The organism is Brevundimonas sp. (assembly GCF_965278935.1).
Lineage (GTDB): Bacteria > Pseudomonadota > Alphaproteobacteria > Caulobacterales > Caulobacteraceae > Brevundimonas.
The window spans coordinates 352,284-371,623 of record NZ_OZ257124.1; the positions used below are offsets into that span (position 1 = coordinate 352,284).

Sequence of the window (19,340 nt, forward strand, 5' to 3'; positions counted from 1 at the left end):
ATCGGCGATTGAACCGGTCTACGCCTGACCCGTAAACGAGACCTTGATTAAGGGGATCAACCGCATGACCAACTGGACCGCTTTCGACGCCGCCGCGGCGCGGGACGCCGACGCGCGCATCGTCGACCAGTTCGCGGCCGATCCGGATCGCATGAGCCGGATGACGGTCGAGGCGGCGGGTCTCTATCTCGATCTGTCGAAGCAGAGCTGGACGAAGTCGGCATTCGAAGCCTGCCTGGATCTGGCTCGATCGGCCGGGGTCGAGGCGGCCCGCGCGCGGCTGTTCGGCGGTGAGGCGATCAACTCCACCGAAGGCCGTGCCGTCCTGCACCCGGCCCTGCGCGCGGCGACGGGCGCCGACTTCCATGCCCTGGGCGAGGCCGTGTCCGCCGAAGTCGACGCCGTCCGGGCCGACATGGCCGCCTATGCGACCGCCGTCCGCTCCGGCGTCGAGACCGGTGCGACCGGAAAACCCTTCAAGGCCATCGTCCACGTCGGCATCGGCGGCTCGGACCTGGGGCCCCGCGTTGTCTGGGACGCGCTGCGGCCGCTCGAACCGAAGATCGACCTGCGTTTCGTCGCCAACATCGATCCGCGCGACATGGCCGAGGCCCTGACCGGGCTGGACCCTGAAACGACGCTGGTCGTGGTCGTGTCAAAGACCTTCACCACCCAGGAAACCCTGGCCAATGCCGAGGTGGCGAAGGCCTGGCTGGCCGCAGGTTTGCCCGAGACCGGTCGAGATCGGCATTTCATCGGCGTCACCGCCGCGCCGGACAAGGCCGCCGCCTTCGGCTGCGCCCGCACCTTCGCCTTCCGGGACTGGGTCGGCGGCCGGTATTCCCTGTGGTCGGCTGTCAGCCTCAGCTGCGTCATCGCCCTGGGTCCGGATGTGTTCGAGGCCATGCTGGCGGGCGCGGCCGCGATGGACGACCATTTCGTGTCAGCCCCGCTGCATAAGAACGCCCCCGTCCTGATGGCTCTGGCCCAGGTGTGGAATGTGGACGGCCTGAACCGGCCGGCACGGACGGTCGCCCCCTACGCCCACGCCCTGCGTCGGTTGCCGTCCTTCCTGCAGCAGCTGGAGATGGAGTCGAACGGCAAGCGTGTGCATCGCGACGGCTCGCCCGTGACGCGCCAGACCTGTCCCGTCGTCTTCGGCGAGCCCGGCACCAACGGTCAGCACGCCTTCTTCCAGCAGATCCATCAGGGCCCGCAGGTCGTCCCGGCCGAATTCGTCATCGTGGCGAAGACGCATGCCGACGCGCCGGAATCGCCGCTGTGGTCCAACGCCCTGGCCCAGGGTCAGGCGCTGATGCTGGGCAAGACGACAGGAGAGGCGCGGGCTGAACTGCTGGCCTCCGGCGCCGATGCCGCCGAGGCGGAGCGGCTGGCGACGCACAAGACCTTCCCCGGCAACCGACCGTCGACCGCCATCGTGATGGAGCGGCTGACGCCGGAGACGCTGGGCGCCCTGCTGGCTCTCTATGAGCATAAGACCCTCGTCGAGGGCGTGATCTGGGACATCAACTCCTTCGACCAGTGGGGTGTGGAGCTGGGCAAGGTGCTGGCGAAGGCGATCCTCAAGGATCTCGCTGCGGGCGGGCCCTCCGGAACGCTGGACCCCTCGACCGCCTCGCTTCTCGCCCGCCTGATGTAGAAACGGGCCCCGAAGGGCCCGTGTCCAGTCTCAGTAGTTGCGCCAGCGGCGATCGTCGCGCCGGTCGTCCCTGCGATCATCACGTCGATCCGAGCGCCAGTCGCGGCGGTCGTCCCTGCGATCATCACGACGGTCCCAGTTGCGCTCGCGGCTGTTGATGCCGTGCTCGCGCTCCCAGTGGCCGCGATTGCGCCAGCAGCGCCCGTCGCGCCAGTAGTCGCAATCGGAGCGGTAGCCGCCGCTATAACCGCCGTAGGAATAGGACGGTGCATAGGAGTAGCCGTAGCTGCTCCCGCCATAGGACCGGTAACCGCGGCCGTCGTCGTCGCTGGCGGCCGCGGCCCCCAGGGCGGCCCCGGCCAGGGCGCCTCCGGCCACATAGCGGTCGTCGCCGTCGCCGATCACCGCGCCCGCGATCCCGCCGACGACCGCGCCGATCAGCAGGCCAGCGACCACGTCGCCGTCGTCGTCACGGTCGTGCCGGTCATGGCCGCGACCATAGTTCTGGGCGGCTGCCGGCATGGCGACGGCTGTCAGCGTCAGGGCGGCGGCGCCCACGGCGATCAGTCGAAACATCTTCATAGTCCACCCTCCAAGGCCGTCAGTGAAGCTTGCCCCCTTGATCGGGCGAACGGCGACTGACGAAACCCATTGCTGGGCTTGTGAACCTGAACGAGTGAACCGAAATCCCGTTCATCTGGCGTTCATCGAGGCCGTCCGCCTTGACGCTCCCCACCCTCGCGCCTACTTGCACGTCGCGTTAGCACTCGCGAGGCCCGGCTGCCAAAAAGCCGACCCGGAGGGGCTACGAGGAAACTTTGAAGTCTTCACTGGAGAATACACAGATGGCGTTTCGTCCTCTCGGCGACCGCGTGCTGGTCAAGCGCGTGGAAGAAGAATCCAAAACCAAGGGCGGGATCATCATCCCCGACACCGCCAAGGAAAAGCCGCAGGAAGGCGAAGTCGTCTCCGTCGGCCCCGGCGTTCGTGACGAGCGCGGCACGGTCAACGCCCTGGAACTGAAGGCCGGCGACCGCATCCTGTTCGGCAAATGGTCGGGCACCGAGGTCAAGCTGGAAGGCGAAGACCTGATCATCATGAAGGAATCCGACGTTCTGGGCGTGCTGTAAGCACCCGACGTCCACCTTCTCCATCACATACGAATAGAAACAGGAGCTGCCGGATGGCTGCCAAAATCGTTCAATTCAACACCGACGCGCGCGACAAGATGCTGCGCGGCGTCAACATCCTCGCCAACGCCGTCAAGGTGACCCTGGGTCCCAAGGGCCGCAACGTCGTGATCCAGAAGTCCTTCGGCGCCCCGCGCTCGACCAAGGACGGCGTCTCGGTCGCCAAAGAGATCGAGCTGGAAGACGCCTTCGAGAACATGGGCGCCCAGATGATCCGCGAAGTCGCTTCGAAGACGAACGACAAGGCGGGTGACGGCACCACCACCGCGACCGTCCTGGCCCAGTCGATCGTGCAGGAAGGCCTCAAGGCCGTCGCCGCCGGCATGAACCCGATGGATCTGAAGCGCGGCATCGACAAGGCCGTCACGGCGGTTCTCGCCGACATCAAGGCCTCGGCCAAGAAGGTCGAGAACAACTCCGAGATCGCCCAGGTCGGCACCATCTCCGCCAACGGCGACGCCGAAGTCGGCGAGATGATCGCCAAGGCCATGGAGAAGGTCGGCAACGAGGGCGTCATTACGGTTGAAGAGGCCAAGACGGCCGAGACCGAGCTGGACGTCGTCGAGGGGATGCAGTTCGACCGCGGCTACCTGTCGCCCTACTTCATCACCAACGCCGACAAGATGGAGGTCCAGCTCGAGGATCCCCTGATCCTGCTGTTCGAGAAGAAGCTGTCGTCCCTCCAGGCCATGCTGCCGATCCTGGAAGCCGTGGTCCAGTCGGGTCGCCCCCTGCTGATCATCGCCGAGGACATCGAGGGCGAGGCCCTGGCCACGCTCGTCGTCAACAAGCTGCGCGGCGGCCTGCGCGTCGCCGCCGTCAAGGCTCCGGGCTTCGGCGACCGCCGCAAGGCCATGCTGGAGGACATCTCCGTCCTGACCGGCGGCCAGGTCATCTCCGAAGACCTCGGCATCAAGCTCGAGAACGTCACCATCGACATGCTCGGCAAGGCCAAGAAGGTCACCATCACCAAGGACGACACCACGATCGTGGACGGCGTCGGCGGCAAGGATGAGATCGAGGCCCGCATCGGCCAGATCAAGAAGCAGATCGAGGACACCTCCTCCGACTACGACAAGGAAAAGCTGCAGGAACGTCTGGCCAAGCTGGCCGGCGGCGTCGCGGTCATCCGCGTCGGCGGCTCGACCGAGGTCGAGGTCAAGGAGAAGAAGGACCGCGTCGACGACGCCCTGAACGCCACGCGCGCCGCGGTTGAAGAAGGCATCGTCCCCGGCGGCGGCATCGCCCTGCTGAAGGCCACCATGGCGCTTGAAGGTCTGAAAGGCGACAACGCCGACCAGACCGCCGGCATCGCCATCATCCGTCGCGCCATCCAGGCCCCGATCCGCCAGATCGTGGAAAACGCCGGCGTCGAAGGCTCGATCGTCGTGGGCAAGGTGCTGGAAAACAGCTCCGCCACCTACGGCTTCAACGCCCAGACGGAAGAGTACGGCGACCTGGTCGCCATGGGCGTGATCGACCCGGCCAAGGTGGTCCGCACCGCCCTGACCGACGCCGCCTCGGTGGCCTCGATCCTGATCACGACCGAAGCGGCCGTGGCCGATGCTCCGAAGAAGTCTTCGGGCGGCGGCGCCGGCGGCGGAATGGGCGGCGGCATGGGCGGCATGGGCGACATGGACTTCTAGTCCACGACGCTCGGCTCAGGCTGAAATGAAGAGGGCGGGTCCGGAAACGGGCTCGCCCTTTTTGTCGTGCAGCGCATATTTTATTTCGAGGTCTGGATCGCTCTGACTATCTGGGGACGGAAAGAAGGCCAATTTTCCCAAGTCTCAAGAAGCATCAATCCTAGATTTTTTGCTTGGAACGATCCCTCGAATGGGTGGGTCATCACAACAAGCTTCGGGCTGAATCCGACTGCCATTGACCCTAGAGCAGCGAGGCCGCCGGACAATCGAACATCGCGTTCAAAATGGATGATGAGCCCCTCTACGAAGAAGCGAAAGAACCGGACTTCCCTTTCAAGCATAGGTCCCGTCGCTTCTAGAATTTTCCGACCTGCTAAGGGCGTGTGGTTGTGGCGCGGACCTTTTGTCGTGAGCTGCACAAGCGTAGCAGGCAGGAAATCCTCAGGCGTTGATTTGCCTGAGGCCACCATTTCTCGAAGCCGCTCTAAGTCTTCGCGCGGGAGCACGATCTCTGAGAACTCCGGCATCTTTGATGCCGCAACACGCCATAAGAGACTCAACAGAAAAAGTCGTAGCCGCTGCCAGTCTTGAGACTCGATCACCCGAGCATTCCAGCCTTCGCCGAGGTGGACGAGATTTTTAAGCCGTAGACTTGATCCCGACCAGCCACTCCAAACCAAGCTTTTGTCGCGTAGAAATTTGATCGCCCAGTCATCATAGCCAGCCAGGATTTTTTCGCCCTCGGCGGTCACCAACGCAGGATCATACCAACTGGTCATTCGCTTGATAGGACGCCTGTGCTCTCCTGCTTGGAAGATCGGTTGGCCGGGATCTTCGTGCTTTGTCAGCGCCTCTGGAAAAATATGACATTTGACGAACTGTCCGGTGTCGCCGGTAAGGCCGCAAATCCCCGAAAGTTTCTTAGCCATCCGGCTCAGCCGCCCACCGTCGTTGCCCAGATTTTCCACTGGTTGGCGGCCTGCGTGGCCGAACGGCCGGTCGTTTGGTGGCTTTGTCCCATATAGTCACCGCTCGCGATCCAGACCGATGGGGAACGCTGATGCACAGACACCTGATGGGGCTGCCCCCACACGATGACTGGAATGTCCCGGCTCATTCGACACTCCTTACGGCGTCCTGACCCACCTTCAATTCGCCATGGATTGCGGCGATCTCGCGGGCCAAGGTCTCGTCGGCCAGCCGGGCCTCTCGCGCCCGGAAATCTTGCTCAAGGATTTGGATAATGGCTGCCCGGACCACTGGGAAGTATTTGAGGCAAGTCTGCTCATCGAGTTCGTGCAGACCCTTGCTCAGTATCGCGTACGTCGCTTTGTGCTTCACTAGGGCGGGCGGCAAGACCGCTTTCAGCTCCCCGATTTTCTCGTCCATACGTAGGCCGCTGAACCCTTCGATTGGCGCTGGTAGCTCGTCATGATGTTGCCAAATCAATCGCTCGAAGATGCGACGAAGGTAGACAAACGATCCAATCCCGATCCCGTGGCTTGCCAAACCGGTCGCCCGCTTCAATTCACCAAAGTGCTTCTTGAGCAGAGGCCGGTATTTTTCGATATCCGCACCGGCAACGTCCTCAAGTGAGGGCCACTGGCCGATCTTGGTCAGCGTCATATTGGCTGTTTTGAAAAAGTAGCGGTATTTGTGGGCCTTGTTTCTTTGGCACTCGACGGTGTGATCGAAAAAGCCGATTTTTACAGCTTGGTCGGCGTCATGAGCTCTGTAGGTCCGCATCGCTGTCTTGAAAGGTGAGTGGCTCCCGCAGTGGATGCAATGCGCATCAAAGGCCACGTCACCCCAAACCAAGGTCAGGACTGAGCCCTTTCCCTTGTCTGAGTTGGGGATCGTGAACACCTCATAAAGAGGGGTGTCGAGAAATAGCTTGGCGGGTTCTGGCAATGCTGCCGCCGCTAGTGGTTCAGCCAAAGCCCATCTCCCAAGGCACCCTATCATCGCTCCAACTGGCTGTTAGGTAGCGCCAGTCGCCGGGCTGATATTCAACTGGCCCGACTGCCAGATAGCCACCCGTTTCCGACGCAGGCAACATGCCATCCGGGGTTGCAGGGGCGGCGTCCCCAACCTTCCATGAAGCTTGAGCGTCGCGATGGCGGTCAATGCAATCCCCGTCCTCTCCAGCTTGAAAGCCAACGACTGCAAACGTTCCGGGCGTCACCGCTGACACTGCCAATCTGCTGGGAGCCTCACAGCGACAGCACATGCGGCTTTAAAACGTCCACCGTCTCCGTCAGCCCCGCCGCCTCCATGTCCAGCAGCAGGATTTCGGCGGTCTTCTCGGGCTTCTTCAATCGTTCCCGCATCCGCCGGATGGCGGCGACGGCTCGGCCGGGGTCCAGGGCGATGGTGTCGGCGATGAAGGCGTCGGCACTTCGCGCCTCAAGGTTCAGCGGCGTCAGGACCTGCTCGGGAAAGTCCTTCAGATTGTCGGTGACGATGATGGAGGCGCTGGTCTTGAGCGCGGCGGCCACGACGTGGCGGTCGTTATCGTCCGGCAGGCCGACGACGGCGCCCATCATGCCGGAGAAGTCGCCGACACAGGCTTCCTCGAAGGCGGCGACCATGGCCGCGCGGGCGCGCGCGGCGCGCTCTGCCGCATCCTCGACGCCCTTGCCGGTCAGGATGGCCGTGATGGCGGCCTCCGTTTCATCGAGGATCTGGTCCGACCAACGGAGGCGGAAGAACTCCGCCTCCGCCAGGGTCAGGAGAAGGTTTCGCTTCAGCGCGCCGGCGAGGGCGCACGCGTCGATCAGCGCGGTGAAGCGGTTGGCGAACACGGCCTACAGATGCTCCGCGTCCAGCTCGGCCAGTTCGGACAGGGCGTCGCTGCGTTTCGCGTCGCGCGCCTTCTTGTAGGCGAAAAGGTTCTCCGCCTTGACGCGGCGATGCCGCCCGACGGTGACATGGTCGATGTCCCCCTTTTCGAGCAGGGACACCAGGAAGGGGCGGGACACGTTCAGAATGTCCGCCGCCTGCTGGGTCGTCAGCATCTGGCTGACCGGGACCAGGGTCACGGCGTCGCCCTGGCCGATGTAGCGCAGCAGGTCCATCAGTAGGCCGGACAGGGCCGGGGCGAGGATGATCTCGGCCGGCTTTCCGGTATCGTCGAGGACGCGGAGGCGTTGGTCCGTGTCGCTGGTGGCGTGGGCCGCCAGAATCTGGCGCAGTTGATTGGCCGCCGCCCTCTCGTTGGCGGACGGCAGCCGGTCGCCGAGTTTCTCGGCGAAGGCTGTCATGGTCATGTGAGGTCTCCAGTGGTCGGATTATCTATGTATTATTCGAAATAAACGCAACGAATGAAATATTCGAAGCGGCTTAACGTTCCGTGTCGGCGTGTTACGGCAAGCCGAGTTTCTAGTCTGGATCGAGACTAACATCTGGCGATACCCATCAACGGATCGGCCTGGAACCTCAATCAAATCAAGGCTCGGCTCAATTTAGAGCCATTCGGCGCGCCCCCTGTCGCTGTGCGCGTACAATGCGGGGCATGACCGAAGCGCCCCTGAACCGACGTCCGCACAGGCGACACAACCCCGATGAGTGGGCGGAGATGAAGGCCCTCTATGTGGCCGGGGCGACGGCGAAGAGCATCGCCGCCGACTACGGCTGCTCCGAGCGGAAAATCTATGCGCGGGCGGGCAAGGAGGGCTGGCTGCGCCGGGACTTGAAGGCGGAAAAGCCGCCGATGACGTCGGAAGAGGCGGACGCGAAGGCGCGGGCGCTCTCGGGCGTGGAGGCGGATGCGCCCATGCGGGCGCTGGAACCCGCTCCACAAGGTTACAGTACCGAATGAATCACCGACGCCTCGCAGGCCCTCAGTTCCGGACTTTCAAAATACCTCGGTGAAGAAGGGTTGGCGTCCCCGCGCATGTGCCCGTTACGTTGACCTTGACCGTCTTACCGATCGTCAGGACGGTGCTGGGTACGCTAAACAAGATATCGGCGTTGTTGCTGTTTTTCAGGGGCAAGCCATCAACGGTGATCTTAAACCGCACATTCTGCCCGCAATCGGCTTTTTCCATTCCGATCACCATCACCCTGGGGGTGGCGAAGTCAGCGATCACAGACGTCCGTCCGGGATAAGCCGCCCATTGGTAGGTGGTAAAGCCGTTTGGAATGTCGGCGCCCGGCACCGACCATTTTCCATAGGTGTAGCCATCCCCAATCCGTTGCACCTCAAGGCTTCGGCCGTCGATCGCAATCGTACCCCATTGGGCAGGTGAAACGCTGACGGTTACGCCGCGCTCGCTAACGATCTGCCATTCGCCCGAGGCATTCTCCGACCCATCTGACAGAACGGAGAAGAGGCGAACAGGCTCAGTGCCGGGAAGCCCCTTCGCGATGATCGTAATCGGCGACTCTCGAACCGACCAATAGCCTTCATAAAATCGCTTGGGATCCGTCGTCTGACTGCTTTCTTGCAGTGCGGGTGTCGACGGAACGGAAGATTCATGCCTGCCACACGCCTGAAGCGCAGCGGATATAACTAACATCGAAAAAGTCGTCACAAAGACTGACCTTTTGGTCGCTAGAGTTGCTTTAGCTGTCACATTTTCCATTTCTGAATCCTTGGCCCACCGACAAATGATTTCACTCACGGATGGCCGACCATGGATCAACAAACGCTGTCGTTTCAAGTGAGCGCTCCTGGATAAGCGCCTGTCGAGTTAGCAGCCAATGCGGTCTGTCCTCTCGTATGGTCTCAGCTCAGCCGACGGCAATCTCCCCCGGCGGCCAACCGCCAACACCGCCAATCTGATGGGTATCGGGCGGCTGTGCGCGCAATGTCCGCACCTCGACCTTCGCCTTTTTAGGGGCTTGCGGGAAAATGAGGCGGTCGAGTGCGCCTTACTATGCGGGCCCCTGATAATACGGGGATGGAAAACACATCACAGACGAGCGGGCGTCTCAGGCGCTCTGTGGTCACTTCTCTCCGGAGCGAGGATCCGGGGCCGGAGGGGCAGAAGCGACATCGGACCGGGTATTTCGTGGCCGGGGAACGGGTCTGGAAACGGATCGAGATCGAGTTCTCGGCCGGGGCGACGGCGGAATGGCTGTCGGTCAAATACGGGCCGGCGGTGCGGACCATCGGCGCGCGGGCCAAGAAGGGCGCCTGGCGCAAGAGGGACATCGCCCTGAAGGCGGACGCGACCTGGGACGCGGTGGAGGACGAGGCGCGCCTGACGGAGGAGACGCGGGCGGCCGTGCGGGAGGCGGCGGACAGGGCGGCGACGCGGCGGGCGGCGGTGAAGGCGGCGATCCGGGAGGCCGGCCAGGGAGCGGGGGACTCGGGGGATGTGCCGGAGGTCGATCTGGGGCGGGCCGTGCGGGCGGCCCAGGCCAAGGCGGTCGCGGCGATGGAGAACGGGGAGCCGAAGGCGGCGCAGGAGTTCCTGAAGCTGGCGCGGATGCTGGAGGGGGAAGACGGGGCGGAGACCGGTATCGGGGGACCGTCCGCGCAGGATGAGGCGGCGCTGGCGGCCATTCTGGAGAAGCTGGGGGAACTGGGCGAGGCCGGTGTCTGAGGTGAAGAACCCCTCAACGGCTTCGCGGTCCCCTCGTCCGATCGCCTCCGGTGCTCGTTCCTCGACCCCATCGCTGCGCGACAGGGAGGAGACGATCGCGCGTGTTCTCGACGCCGCCGAGACGCGCGAAGGCCGGGCCGCTTTCGCATGGGAGAGCATCGCACACGAAGGTCAGCGGCCGCCCGCCGGCGGGTGGCGGACGTGGGTGTTTCTGGGGGGACGGGGGGCGGGGAAGACGCGGGCGGGGGCGGAGTGGGTCAGTGATGTCGCGGCGCGGCTGGGGGCCGGGGGACGGATCGCCCTGGTGGGGGCGACGATGCACGATGTGCGCTCGGTCATGGTCGAGGGGCCGAGCGGGCTGATGAACCTGCCGTTCCGGACGCCGCCCCGGATGGAGAGCTCGCTGAGGCGGGTGGTGTTTCCGGGCGGGGCGGTCGGGGTGATGCTGTCGGCGGCCGAGCCGGAACGGCTGAGGGGGCCGCAGTTCCACGCGGCCTGGGGGGATGAGTTCTGTGCGTGGGAGAGGCCGGAGGAAACCTTGGCGATGTTGAGGCTGGGGGTGCGGCTGGGTGCGCCCTTGTCGGAGACGTTGCCTCGCCCCCTCCGTCACGGCCCCAAGGGGGGCCGCGCCACCTCCCCATCCCTTCGGGACGGGGAGGAGAACCCGGCTCAAGCAGCGAGCGACCGCGTCGCGAGCGGTAGCCCACAAGAATGGGTTCCGCGCCTGATGCTGACAACGACGCCGAAGCCTTTGCCGGTGCTGCGGCGGGTGTTGGCGGAGGCGGACTGCGAGCGGACGCATGCGCCGACGGGGGCGAATGCGGAGAATCTGGCCGACGGGTTTCTGGAGGCGATGCAGGCGCTCTACGGCGGGACGCGAAGGGCGGCGCAGGAGCTGGACGGGGTGGTGCTGGAGGCCGAGGGGGCGCTGTTCACCCATGTCGAGATGGGGCGGGCGCGGATGCTGGGGCGGTCGTGGATGCTCGGCGGGGCGCGGGAGGGGTACGAAAGGGCGGTGGTGGCGGTGGATCCGCCGGTCGGGACCCTGTCGGGCGAGGGCGGCGACGCCTGCGGGATCGTGGTGGTCGCGCGGGCGGCGGGGACGGCCTGGGTGCTGGACGACCGGTCGGTGCGGGGGCTGTCGCCGGCGGGGTGGGCGGCACGGGTCGCGAAGACGGCGAGGGACTGGGAGGCGGCGCTGGGCTGTCCGGTCCGGGTCGTGGCCGAGGGCAACCAGGGCGGGGACATGGTCGAGGCGGTGCTGAAGGGGGCGGGAGTGACGCAGCGGGTGCGGCGGGTGCAGGCGCGCGTCGGCAAGCGGGCGCGGGCCGAGCCGGTGGCGGCCCTGTATGAACAGGGGCGGGTGGGCCATGTCGGCGAGTTGACGCTGCTGGAGGAGGAGCTGCTGGGGATGGGGGAGGCGGGGGGCGCGTCGCCTGACCGGGCGGATGCGCTGGTCTGGGCGGTGACGGACCTGCTGATCGACGGGGGCGGGGTCGTGATGCCGCGGGCGTGGAGGCTGTGAGGCGGGCGAGGGATTTGTGACTCTTTGTCCATGTTCGGGCGCGGGCGATTGCGGACCGGCGGTCTGGCGTTAATGTCTCGCGCTTCAGGAAAAGGACTGTTTCTTACATGCGTCTTCGCTCCGTCTCGCTCGCCGCCCTTCTGGTCGCGATGTCCCCCGCCGCCGTTCTGGCCCAGACCCAGGTCGCCCCGATGGCCGCCGCCAGCCCGCAGGCCGCCGAACTGGCCGCCGCGCCCGTGTCGGAGCTGGTCGCCGAGGTCAATATTCCGTGGACGCGGTTCACGCTCGACAACGGCCTGACGGTCATCGTGCACGAGGATCGCAAGGCGCCCGTGGTGGCGGTGTCGGTCTGGTACAATGTCGGGTCCAAGGACGAGCCGGCCGGGTCGACCGGCTTCGCCCACCTGTTCGAACACCTGATGTTCGGCGGGTCGGAGAATGCGCCGGGGTCCTATCTGGGCCGGATGCGCAACCTCGGGCCGTCGAACCTGAACGGCACGACCTGGTTCGACCGCACCAACTATTTCGAGACCGTCCCGACGCCGGCGCTGGAACAGGCCCTGTTCCTCGAAAGCGACCGCATGGGCTACCTGCTCGGCGAGATCGGCCAGCCGGTGCTCGATCTGCAGCGCGGCGTGGTCCAGAACGAGAAGCGCCAGGGCGACAACCAGCCCTACGGTCTGGTCCAGTATGCGCGTCTGGAAGCCCTCTTCCCCGAAGGCCACCCGTATCGCCACTCGACCATCGGCTCGATGGCCGACCTGGACGCCGCCAGCCTGGAGACGGTGCGCAACTGGTTCCGCGAGAACTACGGCCCGAACAACGCCGTCGTCGTCCTGTCCGGCGACATCGACGAGGCGACCGCGCGGCCGCTGATGGAGAAGTATTTCGGCGCCATCCCGCGCGGCCCGGTCAACACCCCGGCCGAGGCCGACGTGCCGACCCTGGCGGCTCCGGTCGTGCAGGTCATGCATGACCGCGTCGCCACCACCCGCCTGATGCGCAGCTGGGCCGTGCCGGGCCTGCTCAGCGACGACGCCGTGCCCCTGTCGGTCGCGGCCGAAGTGCTGGGCGGTCTGGCGTCCTCGCGTCTGGACAACCTCCTGGTCCGCGGCGAGCAGACGGCCGTGCAGGTCTCGGCCTCGATGCAGGACTTCCACCGCGTCGGCTTCTTCGACATCTCGGTGAACGTGAAGCCGGGCGTGGACGCCGCGGAGGTGGGCCGTCGTCTGGACGCGATCGTCGCCGACTTCATCCGGACCGGCCCGACCGAGGAAGAGGTCGCCCGCGTCGCCACCCAGTACGTGTCCCAGCGCATCCAGAGCCTGGAACAGGTCAACGGCAAGGCCAACGTCCTGGCCGAGGGTCAGCTCTATGCGGGCGATCCGGACCACTACAAGAAGGAGCTGGCCGAATACGCCTCGGTCACTCCGGCCCAGGTCCGCGAGGTCATGCAGCGCTGGCTGACCCGTCCCGTCTATGACCTGACCGTCGCTCCGGGCGAACGCGAGGCCTATGCCGAGGCCGCCGCCGCGCCGTCGGGCGCGACCCCGGTTCCGGCCGCCGAGATCCAGCGCGTCGCCCGCCCGCCCATGCCCGAGATCGGCCAGGTGCCGGATCTGGAGTTCCCGGCCGTCGAGCGCGCCACCCTGTCGAACGGCATCAAGGTGGTCTACGCCCACGTCGACACCGTGCCGGTGACCCGCGTCGGCATCGACTTCGACGCCGGTTTCGCCGCCGACCGCGCCGATCGCCTCGGCGCCCACGCCATGATGCTGGACCTGCTGGACGAGGGCACCACGACCCGCGACGCCAACCAGCTGGCCGAGGAAGAGGAACGCCTCGGCGCCTCGGTCAACGTCGGGGCCTCGATGGACCGGACCTCGGCCGACCTGTCGGCGGTGACCGCCAATCTGGCGCCGTCGCTGACCCTGCTGTCGGACGTGGTCCGCAACCCCGCCTTCGCCCCGTCGGAAATCGAGCGCATCCGCGCCTCGCGTCTGTCGGGCCTGGCCAGCGAAGCGACCCAGCCGGCCGCCATCGCCGCCCGCGCCCTGCCGCCGCTGATCTATGGCGCGGACAGCCCCTACGGCCGGTCCTTCACCGGCTCGGGCGATGTGGCGACCCTGACCGCCCTGACGCGGGCCGATCTGGTCGCCGAGCACGACGCCTGGGTGCGGCCGGACAATGCGACGATCTTCGTCGTCTCTGACCTGCCGCTGGCGCAGGTGACCTCGCAGCTGGAAGCCGCCTTCGGCGACTGGCGCGCGCCCTCGACGCCGAAGGGGACCAAGGACTTCGCCGACGCGACCGTCCCGACGCCGACGAACCGCATCGTCCTGATCGACCGTCCGCAGTCGCCGCAGTCGCTGATCTACGGCGGAGCCGTCCTGCCGGTGTCCGGAACGGATGATCTGCTGGCGCTGAACGCGGCGAACGTGACGCTGGGCTCGGACTTCCTGTCGCGGATCAACTCGGACCTGCGCGAGACCAAGGGCTGGTCCTATGGGGTGAACGGCCGGGTCAACACGCTGGAACACCGCGTCCCCTACATCGTCAACGCGCCGGTCCAGGCCAACCGCACGGGTGAATCCGTTGCGGCCCTGATCGCCCAGTACGACCGCTTCCTGGAAACCGACGGCGTCCAGCCGAACGAACTGGAGCGGACGATCAACGGCAACACCCGGTCGCTGGCCGGCGGGTTCGAGACCTCGGGCCAGATCCTGGGCGCCCTGCGCTCCAACGCCCTGTACGGCCGTCCCGACGACTATCAGGCGACGCTGGCCAGCCGCACCCGCGCGCTGACGGCCGCCCAGATGGACGAAGCCGCCCGTCAGGTCATCAAGCCCGACCAGTTCGTCTGGGTCGTGGTCGGCGACGCCGCGGTGGTCCGTCCGCAGCTGGAGGCGCTCGGCCTGCCGGTCGAGGTGCGTCCGGCCGCCCAGTAGGGCGACGTAGTCCCATCGAGACGGAAGGGGGACGGCGAGCGATCGCCGTCCCCCTTTTCGCTGGCGGCAGGGGCCCTGCCGGGGTTCGCGTCATCCGGGATCGGACCCTGGACGACACAGGTGTCGAGTTCGTTGAGGGAACCCCGCGTCGAAGGGAACATTATGGCAACTCAGTCTCAGGAGTTCGCCATGTCCGACGTCAATCCCAAGCTCGATCCCAATCCGCCCACCAATACCGAGAAGGACCCTGACGACTGGGTCTCGGGCGACGACCCGATGACGGGGGCGCAGGCGTCCTATCTGAAGACCCTGTCCGAGGAGGTCCAGCAGCCGGAGGCCTTCGAACAGGGCCTGTCCAAGTCGGAGGCGTCCAAGCGGATCGACGACCTCAAGGGACGCCTCAGCGCCCCGGGCTGACGGGCGCTGAACCAAACGGGCGCGCCGGGTGTTGGACTCCGTCCCGAGGAGTCGTCCCATGCCCGCGCGTCCGACCTGGCAAGGCCATCTGAAGCTGTCGCTCGTCACCTGTCCGGTGGCGCTCTATACGGCGACGACGAAGACCAACGACGTCAGCTTCCACCTGATCAATCCCAAGACCAACAACCGGATCCGCATGGTCGCGACCGATCCCGACACGGGGCCGGTCGAGCGGTCGGATCTGGTCAAGGGATACGAGGTGTCGAAGGACGAGTATGTCCTGTTCGACAACGCCGACTTCGACAAGGTGAAGCTGGACTCGACGCGGACGATCGACATCGACCAGTTCGTCGACGCCGACGACATCGACCGGCTCTACTGGGCCGATCCCCTCTATGTCGTGCCCGACAAGGGGGTGGGGGCCGAGGCCTTCGCCGTCATCCGGGAGGCGATGGACAAGCAGAACAAGATCGCCATCGGGTCGCTGGTGCTGAGGAACCGCGAGCGGCGCATCGCCCTGGAGGTGCGGGGTAAGGGGCTGGTGGCGTGGACGTTGCGATCGCACGACGAGGTGCGCGACGCCGACGACTATTTCGACGACATCCCGACGAAGAAGGCCGACGCCGACATGGTCGAGATCGCGGCCCGGATCATCGGCCAGAAGGAGGCGGACTTCGATCCGACGCGGTTCAAGGACCGCTACGACGAGGCCCTGAAGGCCATGATCAAGGCCAAGCAGAAGGGCCAGGGGGTGGTCGAGGCGCCCGAGCCCGACGACACCAATGTCGTGGACCTGATGGCGGCGCTGCGGAACAGTCTGAAGGGGTCGGCGACCGGGGCGAAGACGCCTGCGGCGAAGAAGAAGGCCCCGGCGAAGAAGAAGGCGGCCTGACTTCCCTTCTCCCCTTGCGGGAGAAGGTGGCCGCGAAGCGGACGGATGAGGGGTGGAACACCGACGATCGCCGGTTAAAATCCAATCATGCTCAAGCCGACGGATCGCACGAGAGCCAGCGCACGCAAGGGACATAGCGATCCGACCCTGCCCGAGGCCGTCTTCTGGAAGTTTTTGAGAGACCGTCGGCTGGAAGGCCTGAAGTTTCGGCGACAGTTGCCTCTTGGCCCATACATCGCGGATTCGCCTGTCCGTCCATCCGGCTGATCGTGGAACTGGATGGCGGCGTCCATGTCTTGCGGGCGGAAAGCGACGCCGTCCGCGACGCCTGGCTGACCGCAAATGGGTGGACGGTGATGCGGTTCGTGAACGAGGCGGTGCTGAAGAGTCCGGGAGTTCTGTTTCAGGCCATTCGCGACCATGCGGTCAGAGTCGGCATGGGCTGACGCATACCCCTCATCCGGCCCTGCGGGCCACCTTCTCCCGCAAGGGGAGAAGGGAAGTCAGTCCTCCGCCTCGATGTGGTCGATGTCGTCGTCGTCGAGGCCCATGTGGTGGCCGATCTCGTGGATCAGGACGTGGGCGATGATCTCGGCGAGGCCGACGTCGCCGCGCTCGCACCACTCGTCGAGGATCGGGCGGCGATAGAGGAAGACGCGCGACGGCTCGGCGGCCGGGCCGAAGGCGTCGCGCTCGCCGACATGGAAGCCGTGATAGAGGCCGGTGAGGTCGAACGGATCCTCCAGATCGACCGAGGCCAGGGTCTCGGCGTCGGCGAAGTCGTCGACGCGGATGACCACGTCGCCCGCCGCCGACCTGAACGGCTCGGGCAGGGCGTCGAAGGCCTCACGCGCGAGGCGGGCGAAGTCGTCGAGGGAGGGGGCGGTCTGGGTGGTCCAGGTCATAAGTGAGGGACTAGGGACTAGGGATTAGGGATTAGGATCAGGAGGTAGGCTGTCGTTGTGGTCCGCGCCAGCGTGGAAGCGTCGCAGGCCGACCCCATTCCCCAGTCCCTAGTCCCTAGTCCCCAGTCCCACCCTCTTAACCATCCCGTTCGCCCTCGCCGCGACATCGGCTATGGTTCCGATTCGATCCAGCGGGTGAACGGGTATGGCGGAGGCCGATATCGCCTTTGCGGCGGCGGCGGGAGCGGCGGGGCTGGCCCTGTCGATCAGCGTCTGGGCGTGGCGTCTGCGCCGGGCCGTGAGCCTGCGCGAATCCATGGTTGACCGCGAACGCGCCGCGACGGCCCGGAGCCGGGTCCAGTACGACGGCGCCCTGTCCGCCTTCGACGATGTTCGCCTCGGCCTGATTCCGGGCGAGCCGCCGCTGGTGCTGGGGCGGGACGAGACCATCGAGGCCGTGCGGCTGGCGTTCGCGAAGGACGTTCAGGGGCCACCGGGGGCGGCCCTGGCCGAGGCCCTGCACGCAGGCCTGCCCGAGGCGATCGACGCCCTCCTGGCCGAGGGGACGCCGTTCGAGGCGCACGACGGCGACGACTGGAAGATCGAGGGCGGCGCGGTGAACGGCATCGCCTGGCTGAGGGTGTCGCCCGCGGCGCGGACCGTGTCGCAGGCGGCCTTGCAAGGCTTGAGGCAGGGCGTGGAGCAGGGCTCGGGCGAGCACGGGTTCGGGGCCGGGTTGATCGCCGACGCCTCGCCGTCACCGACCTGGGTCGTGGATCACGACGGGCGTCTGGTCTGGGCCAACAAGGCGTGGCTGGCCGAGGTCAAATGCGCGACGGTCGAGGCGGCCCGAGAGACCCAGGCCAGTTTCGATCGCGGCGCCGACCAGCTGGCGGCCGAGGCCGGGCGGGTCGGGACGCATCAGGAAGGCTTCCGCTGGACGGCCGGGGACGGGCGACGCCGGGCGTGGAAAATCCTGGCCGAGCCCCTGTTCTCTGGCGGCGCGGCGGGCGCCGGCGGACCGGTGCTGGTCTTCGCCATCGACATGACCGAGGCCGAGGAGACGCGCGACACCCTGCGCCGTCACGTGACGGCCCATGACGAGACGCTGAACCATCTGGCCGATGCGGTGGCCATCTTCGGGCCGTCGAAGAAACTGGCCTTCCACAACATCGCCTTCCAGGTGCTGTTCAATCTCGATCCCGCCTGGCTGAACGAGCGGCCGACCCACGCCGAGCTGCTGGACCGGCTGCGTCAACGCCGGATGCTGCCCGAGGTCATCGACTATGCGGGCTGGAAGGCGCGCGAGCTCGAGTTCTACGAGGCGACCGAGGCGGCCGCCGACGACAGCTGGTCCCTGCCCGACGGGCGGACGCTGCGGGTCGTGCGCCAGCCGCATCCGCTGGGCGGCATCCTGCTGCTGTTCTCGGACATCACGGGCGAACTGAGCCTGCGCAGCCGGTTCAACGCCCAGCTGCAGGTGCAGACGGCGACGCTGGACAAGCTCAACGACGCGGTCGCCGTGTTCGGCTCGGACGGGCGGCTGCGGCTGCACAACGAGGCCTTCGAGCGGTTCTGGGGCCTGTCGACCGAGCGTCTGGAAGAGGCGGGCGACTTCGACGCCATCGCCGAGCTGTGCAAGGCGGCCCTGCCCGACGCCGCCCTGTGGCTGGGGCTCAAGGCGCGGGTCGCCGACCCCGACCCCGAGAGCCGGGTGCCGATCTCGGGCGAGGGGCGGACGACCGACGGACGGACCGCCGCCTGGCAGACACGGCCCCTGCCCGACGGCGCGACCCTGGTGGCCTTCTCCGACGTCACGGCGCGGCGCGAGCTGGAACAGGCCTTGGCCCAGCGCGAGGCGGCGCTGAAGGAAAGTCAGGCGCTGAAGCGGGAGTTCGTGGGTTCGGTCAGCTACGAGCTGCGCACCCCGCTGACGACCATCGTCGGCTATTCCGAACTGCTGGAGACGATGGGCGACCTGCCCGAGCGCAGCCGCCAGCACGCGGGGGCGATCCGGGTCGCGGCGGCCCAGCTGACGGGCTCGATCGACGACGTTCTGGACATGGCCCAGATCGATGCGGGCGAGATGGAGCTGTCGCTCGGCGACGTGCGGGTGCGCGACCTGTTCGCCGCCGCCGTCGAGAAGCACCGGCCCCGGATCGAGGGCCGCGGCGCGACCCTGAAGGCCGTGGCCGCCGCCAACCTGCCGGCCATCCGGGCCGATGCGCGAAGGCTGGCCCAGGCGGTCGACCATCTGCTGGACAATGCCGGGCGCTCGGTGTCGGAGGGCGGGGCGGTATCGCTTCGCGCCGAGGCCAACGGGTCGGAACTGCGCATCCGGGTCGAGGATACGGGCCGGGGCATCCCCTATCACCTGCAGGCGCACGTCTTCGACCGGTTCGTGAAGCGCGAGCGGGGCGGACCGGGCGTGGGCCTGGCCCTGGTCAAGGCGCTGGTCGAGCTGCACGGCGGCTGGGCCGAGGTGGAAAGCGAGCCCGGCAAGGGGGCCGCCTTCATCCTGCACCTGCCGCTGGAGGCGGACAGCGGGGCGGCGGCGCCGGAGTTGGCGCTGGGTTAGGGCTTGGTGAGTAGGTCTTAGGGCTTA

17 protein-coding genes and 1 pseudogene are annotated in these 19,340 nt (G+C 66.5%); 11 read left to right on the forward strand and 7 right to left on the reverse strand.

The genetic code is table 11. From position 1 onward, the window contains the following. The first annotated feature begins 64 nt into the window (after positions 1–64). Positions 65–1,660: a glucose-6-phosphate isomerase gene (gene pgi, locus ACQY68_RS01755; RefSeq protein WP_428151303.1), complete on the forward strand. Its 1,596-nt coding sequence runs from the start codon at positions 65–67 to the stop codon at positions 1,658–1,660. A 30-nt stretch (positions 1,661–1,690) separates the two neighbouring features. Here the strand turns inward: pgi and ACQY68_RS01760 are convergent, their stop codons facing one another. Next, the gene (locus ACQY68_RS01760; RefSeq protein WP_428151304.1) at positions 1,691–2,242 is read right to left on the reverse strand and encodes a hypothetical protein; all 552 of its coding nucleotides are present in this window, start codon (positions 2,240–2,242) and stop codon (positions 1,691–1,693) included. 263 nt (positions 2,243–2,505) lie between these two features. Between ACQY68_RS01760 and groES the strand changes: the two genes are divergently transcribed. Next, positions 2,506–2,790 carry a co-chaperone GroES gene (groES, locus tag ACQY68_RS01765; protein ID WP_309627137.1) on the forward strand — a complete coding sequence of 95 codons (285 nt, stop codon included), beginning with the start codon at positions 2,506–2,508 and terminating at the stop codon, positions 2,788–2,790. 53 nt (positions 2,791–2,843) lie between these two features. Next, on the forward strand, positions 2,844–4,496 hold the full coding sequence (groL, locus tag ACQY68_RS01770) for a chaperonin GroEL (RefSeq protein ID WP_428151305.1): 1,653 nt from the start codon (positions 2,844–2,846) through the stop codon (positions 4,494–4,496). 80 nt (positions 4,497–4,576) lie between these two features. Here groL and ACQY68_RS01775 read toward each other — a convergent pair whose 3' ends face one another. From ACQY68_RS01775 to ACQY68_RS01790, 4 genes are all read right to left on the reverse strand, one after another. After that, on the reverse strand, positions 4,577–5,464 hold the full coding sequence (locus ACQY68_RS01775) for a hypothetical protein (protein ID WP_428151306.1): 888 nt from the start codon (positions 5,462–5,464) through the stop codon (positions 4,577–4,579). A gap of 145 nt (positions 5,465–5,609) precedes the next feature. After that, complete coding sequence (locus ACQY68_RS01780) at positions 5,610–6,434, reverse strand: hypothetical protein (protein ID WP_428151307.1); 825 nt, start codon at positions 6,432–6,434, stop codon at positions 5,610–5,612. A gap of 275 nt (positions 6,435–6,709) precedes the next feature. Further along, entirely contained in the window at positions 6,710–7,300 is a 591-nt protein-coding gene (locus ACQY68_RS01785) for a PIN domain-containing protein (RefSeq protein WP_428151308.1), read from the reverse strand. Between the two features lie 3 nt (positions 7,301–7,303). Beyond that, the gene (locus ACQY68_RS01790) at positions 7,304–7,765 is read right to left on the reverse strand and encodes a helix-turn-helix domain-containing protein (RefSeq protein WP_428151309.1); all 462 of its coding nucleotides are present in this window, start codon (positions 7,763–7,765) and stop codon (positions 7,304–7,306) included. 245 nt (positions 7,766–8,010) lie between these two features. Here ACQY68_RS01790 and ACQY68_RS01795 point away from each other — a divergent pair, with 245 nt between their 5' ends. Further along, the gene (locus tag ACQY68_RS01795) at positions 8,011–8,316 is read left to right on the forward strand and encodes a hypothetical protein (RefSeq protein WP_428151310.1); all 306 of its coding nucleotides are present in this window, start codon (positions 8,011–8,013) and stop codon (positions 8,314–8,316) included. 22 nt (positions 8,317–8,338) lie between these two features. Here ACQY68_RS01795 and ACQY68_RS01800 read toward each other — a convergent pair whose 3' ends face one another. Next, the gene (locus ACQY68_RS01800; protein ID WP_428151311.1) at positions 8,339–9,082 is read right to left on the reverse strand and encodes a hypothetical protein; all 744 of its coding nucleotides are present in this window, start codon (positions 9,080–9,082) and stop codon (positions 8,339–8,341) included. Between the two features lie 429 nt (positions 9,083–9,511). On the opposite strand from ACQY68_RS01800, the gene ACQY68_RS01805 reads away from it, so the two are divergent. The 6 genes and pseudogenes from ACQY68_RS01805 (at position 9,512) to ACQY68_RS01830 (ending at position 16,276) form a co-directional block, all read left to right on the forward strand. Continuing rightward, positions 9,512–10,048 carry a hypothetical protein gene (locus tag ACQY68_RS01805; protein ID WP_428151312.1) on the forward strand — a complete coding sequence of 179 codons (537 nt, stop codon included), beginning with the start codon at positions 9,512–9,514 and terminating at the stop codon, positions 10,046–10,048. A 205-nt stretch (positions 10,049–10,253) separates the two neighbouring features. Beyond that, the gene (locus tag ACQY68_RS01810; protein WP_428151313.1) at positions 10,254–11,573 is read left to right on the forward strand and encodes a terminase large subunit domain-containing protein; all 1,320 of its coding nucleotides are present in this window, start codon (positions 10,254–10,256) and stop codon (positions 11,571–11,573) included. 107 nt (positions 11,574–11,680) lie between these two features. Next, positions 11,681–14,521: a M16 family metallopeptidase gene (locus tag ACQY68_RS01815; protein ID WP_428151314.1), complete on the forward strand. Its 2,841-nt coding sequence runs from the start codon at positions 11,681–11,683 to the stop codon at positions 14,519–14,521. A gap of 189 nt (positions 14,522–14,710) precedes the next feature. Next, positions 14,711–14,938, forward strand: coding sequence for a DUF3072 domain-containing protein (locus ACQY68_RS01820; RefSeq protein ID WP_428151315.1), 228 nt, complete (start codon positions 14,711–14,713; stop codon positions 14,936–14,938). Between the two features lie 58 nt (positions 14,939–14,996). Next, the gene (locus ACQY68_RS01825) at positions 14,997–15,830 is read left to right on the forward strand and encodes a Ku protein (RefSeq protein ID WP_428151316.1); all 834 of its coding nucleotides are present in this window, start codon (positions 14,997–14,999) and stop codon (positions 15,828–15,830) included. An 87-nt stretch (positions 15,831–15,917) separates the two neighbouring features. Continuing rightward, positions 15,918–16,276: pseudogene (locus ACQY68_RS01830) on the forward strand (DUF559 domain-containing protein). 57 nt (positions 16,277–16,333) lie between these two features. On the opposite strand, the gene ACQY68_RS01835 reads toward ACQY68_RS01830, so the two are convergent. Beyond that, positions 16,334–16,735: a metallopeptidase family protein gene (locus ACQY68_RS01835; protein WP_428151317.1), complete on the reverse strand. Its 402-nt coding sequence runs from the start codon at positions 16,733–16,735 to the stop codon at positions 16,334–16,336. Positions 16,736–16,940: 205 nt separating this feature from the next. Here ACQY68_RS01835 and ACQY68_RS01840 point away from each other — a divergent pair, with 205 nt between their 5' ends. Continuing rightward, positions 16,941–19,313 (forward strand): ATP-binding protein, encoded by a 2,373-nt coding sequence (locus ACQY68_RS01840; protein WP_428151318.1) that lies wholly within the window; start codon positions 16,941–16,943, stop codon positions 19,311–19,313. Positions 19,314–19,340 lie beyond the last annotated feature (27 nt).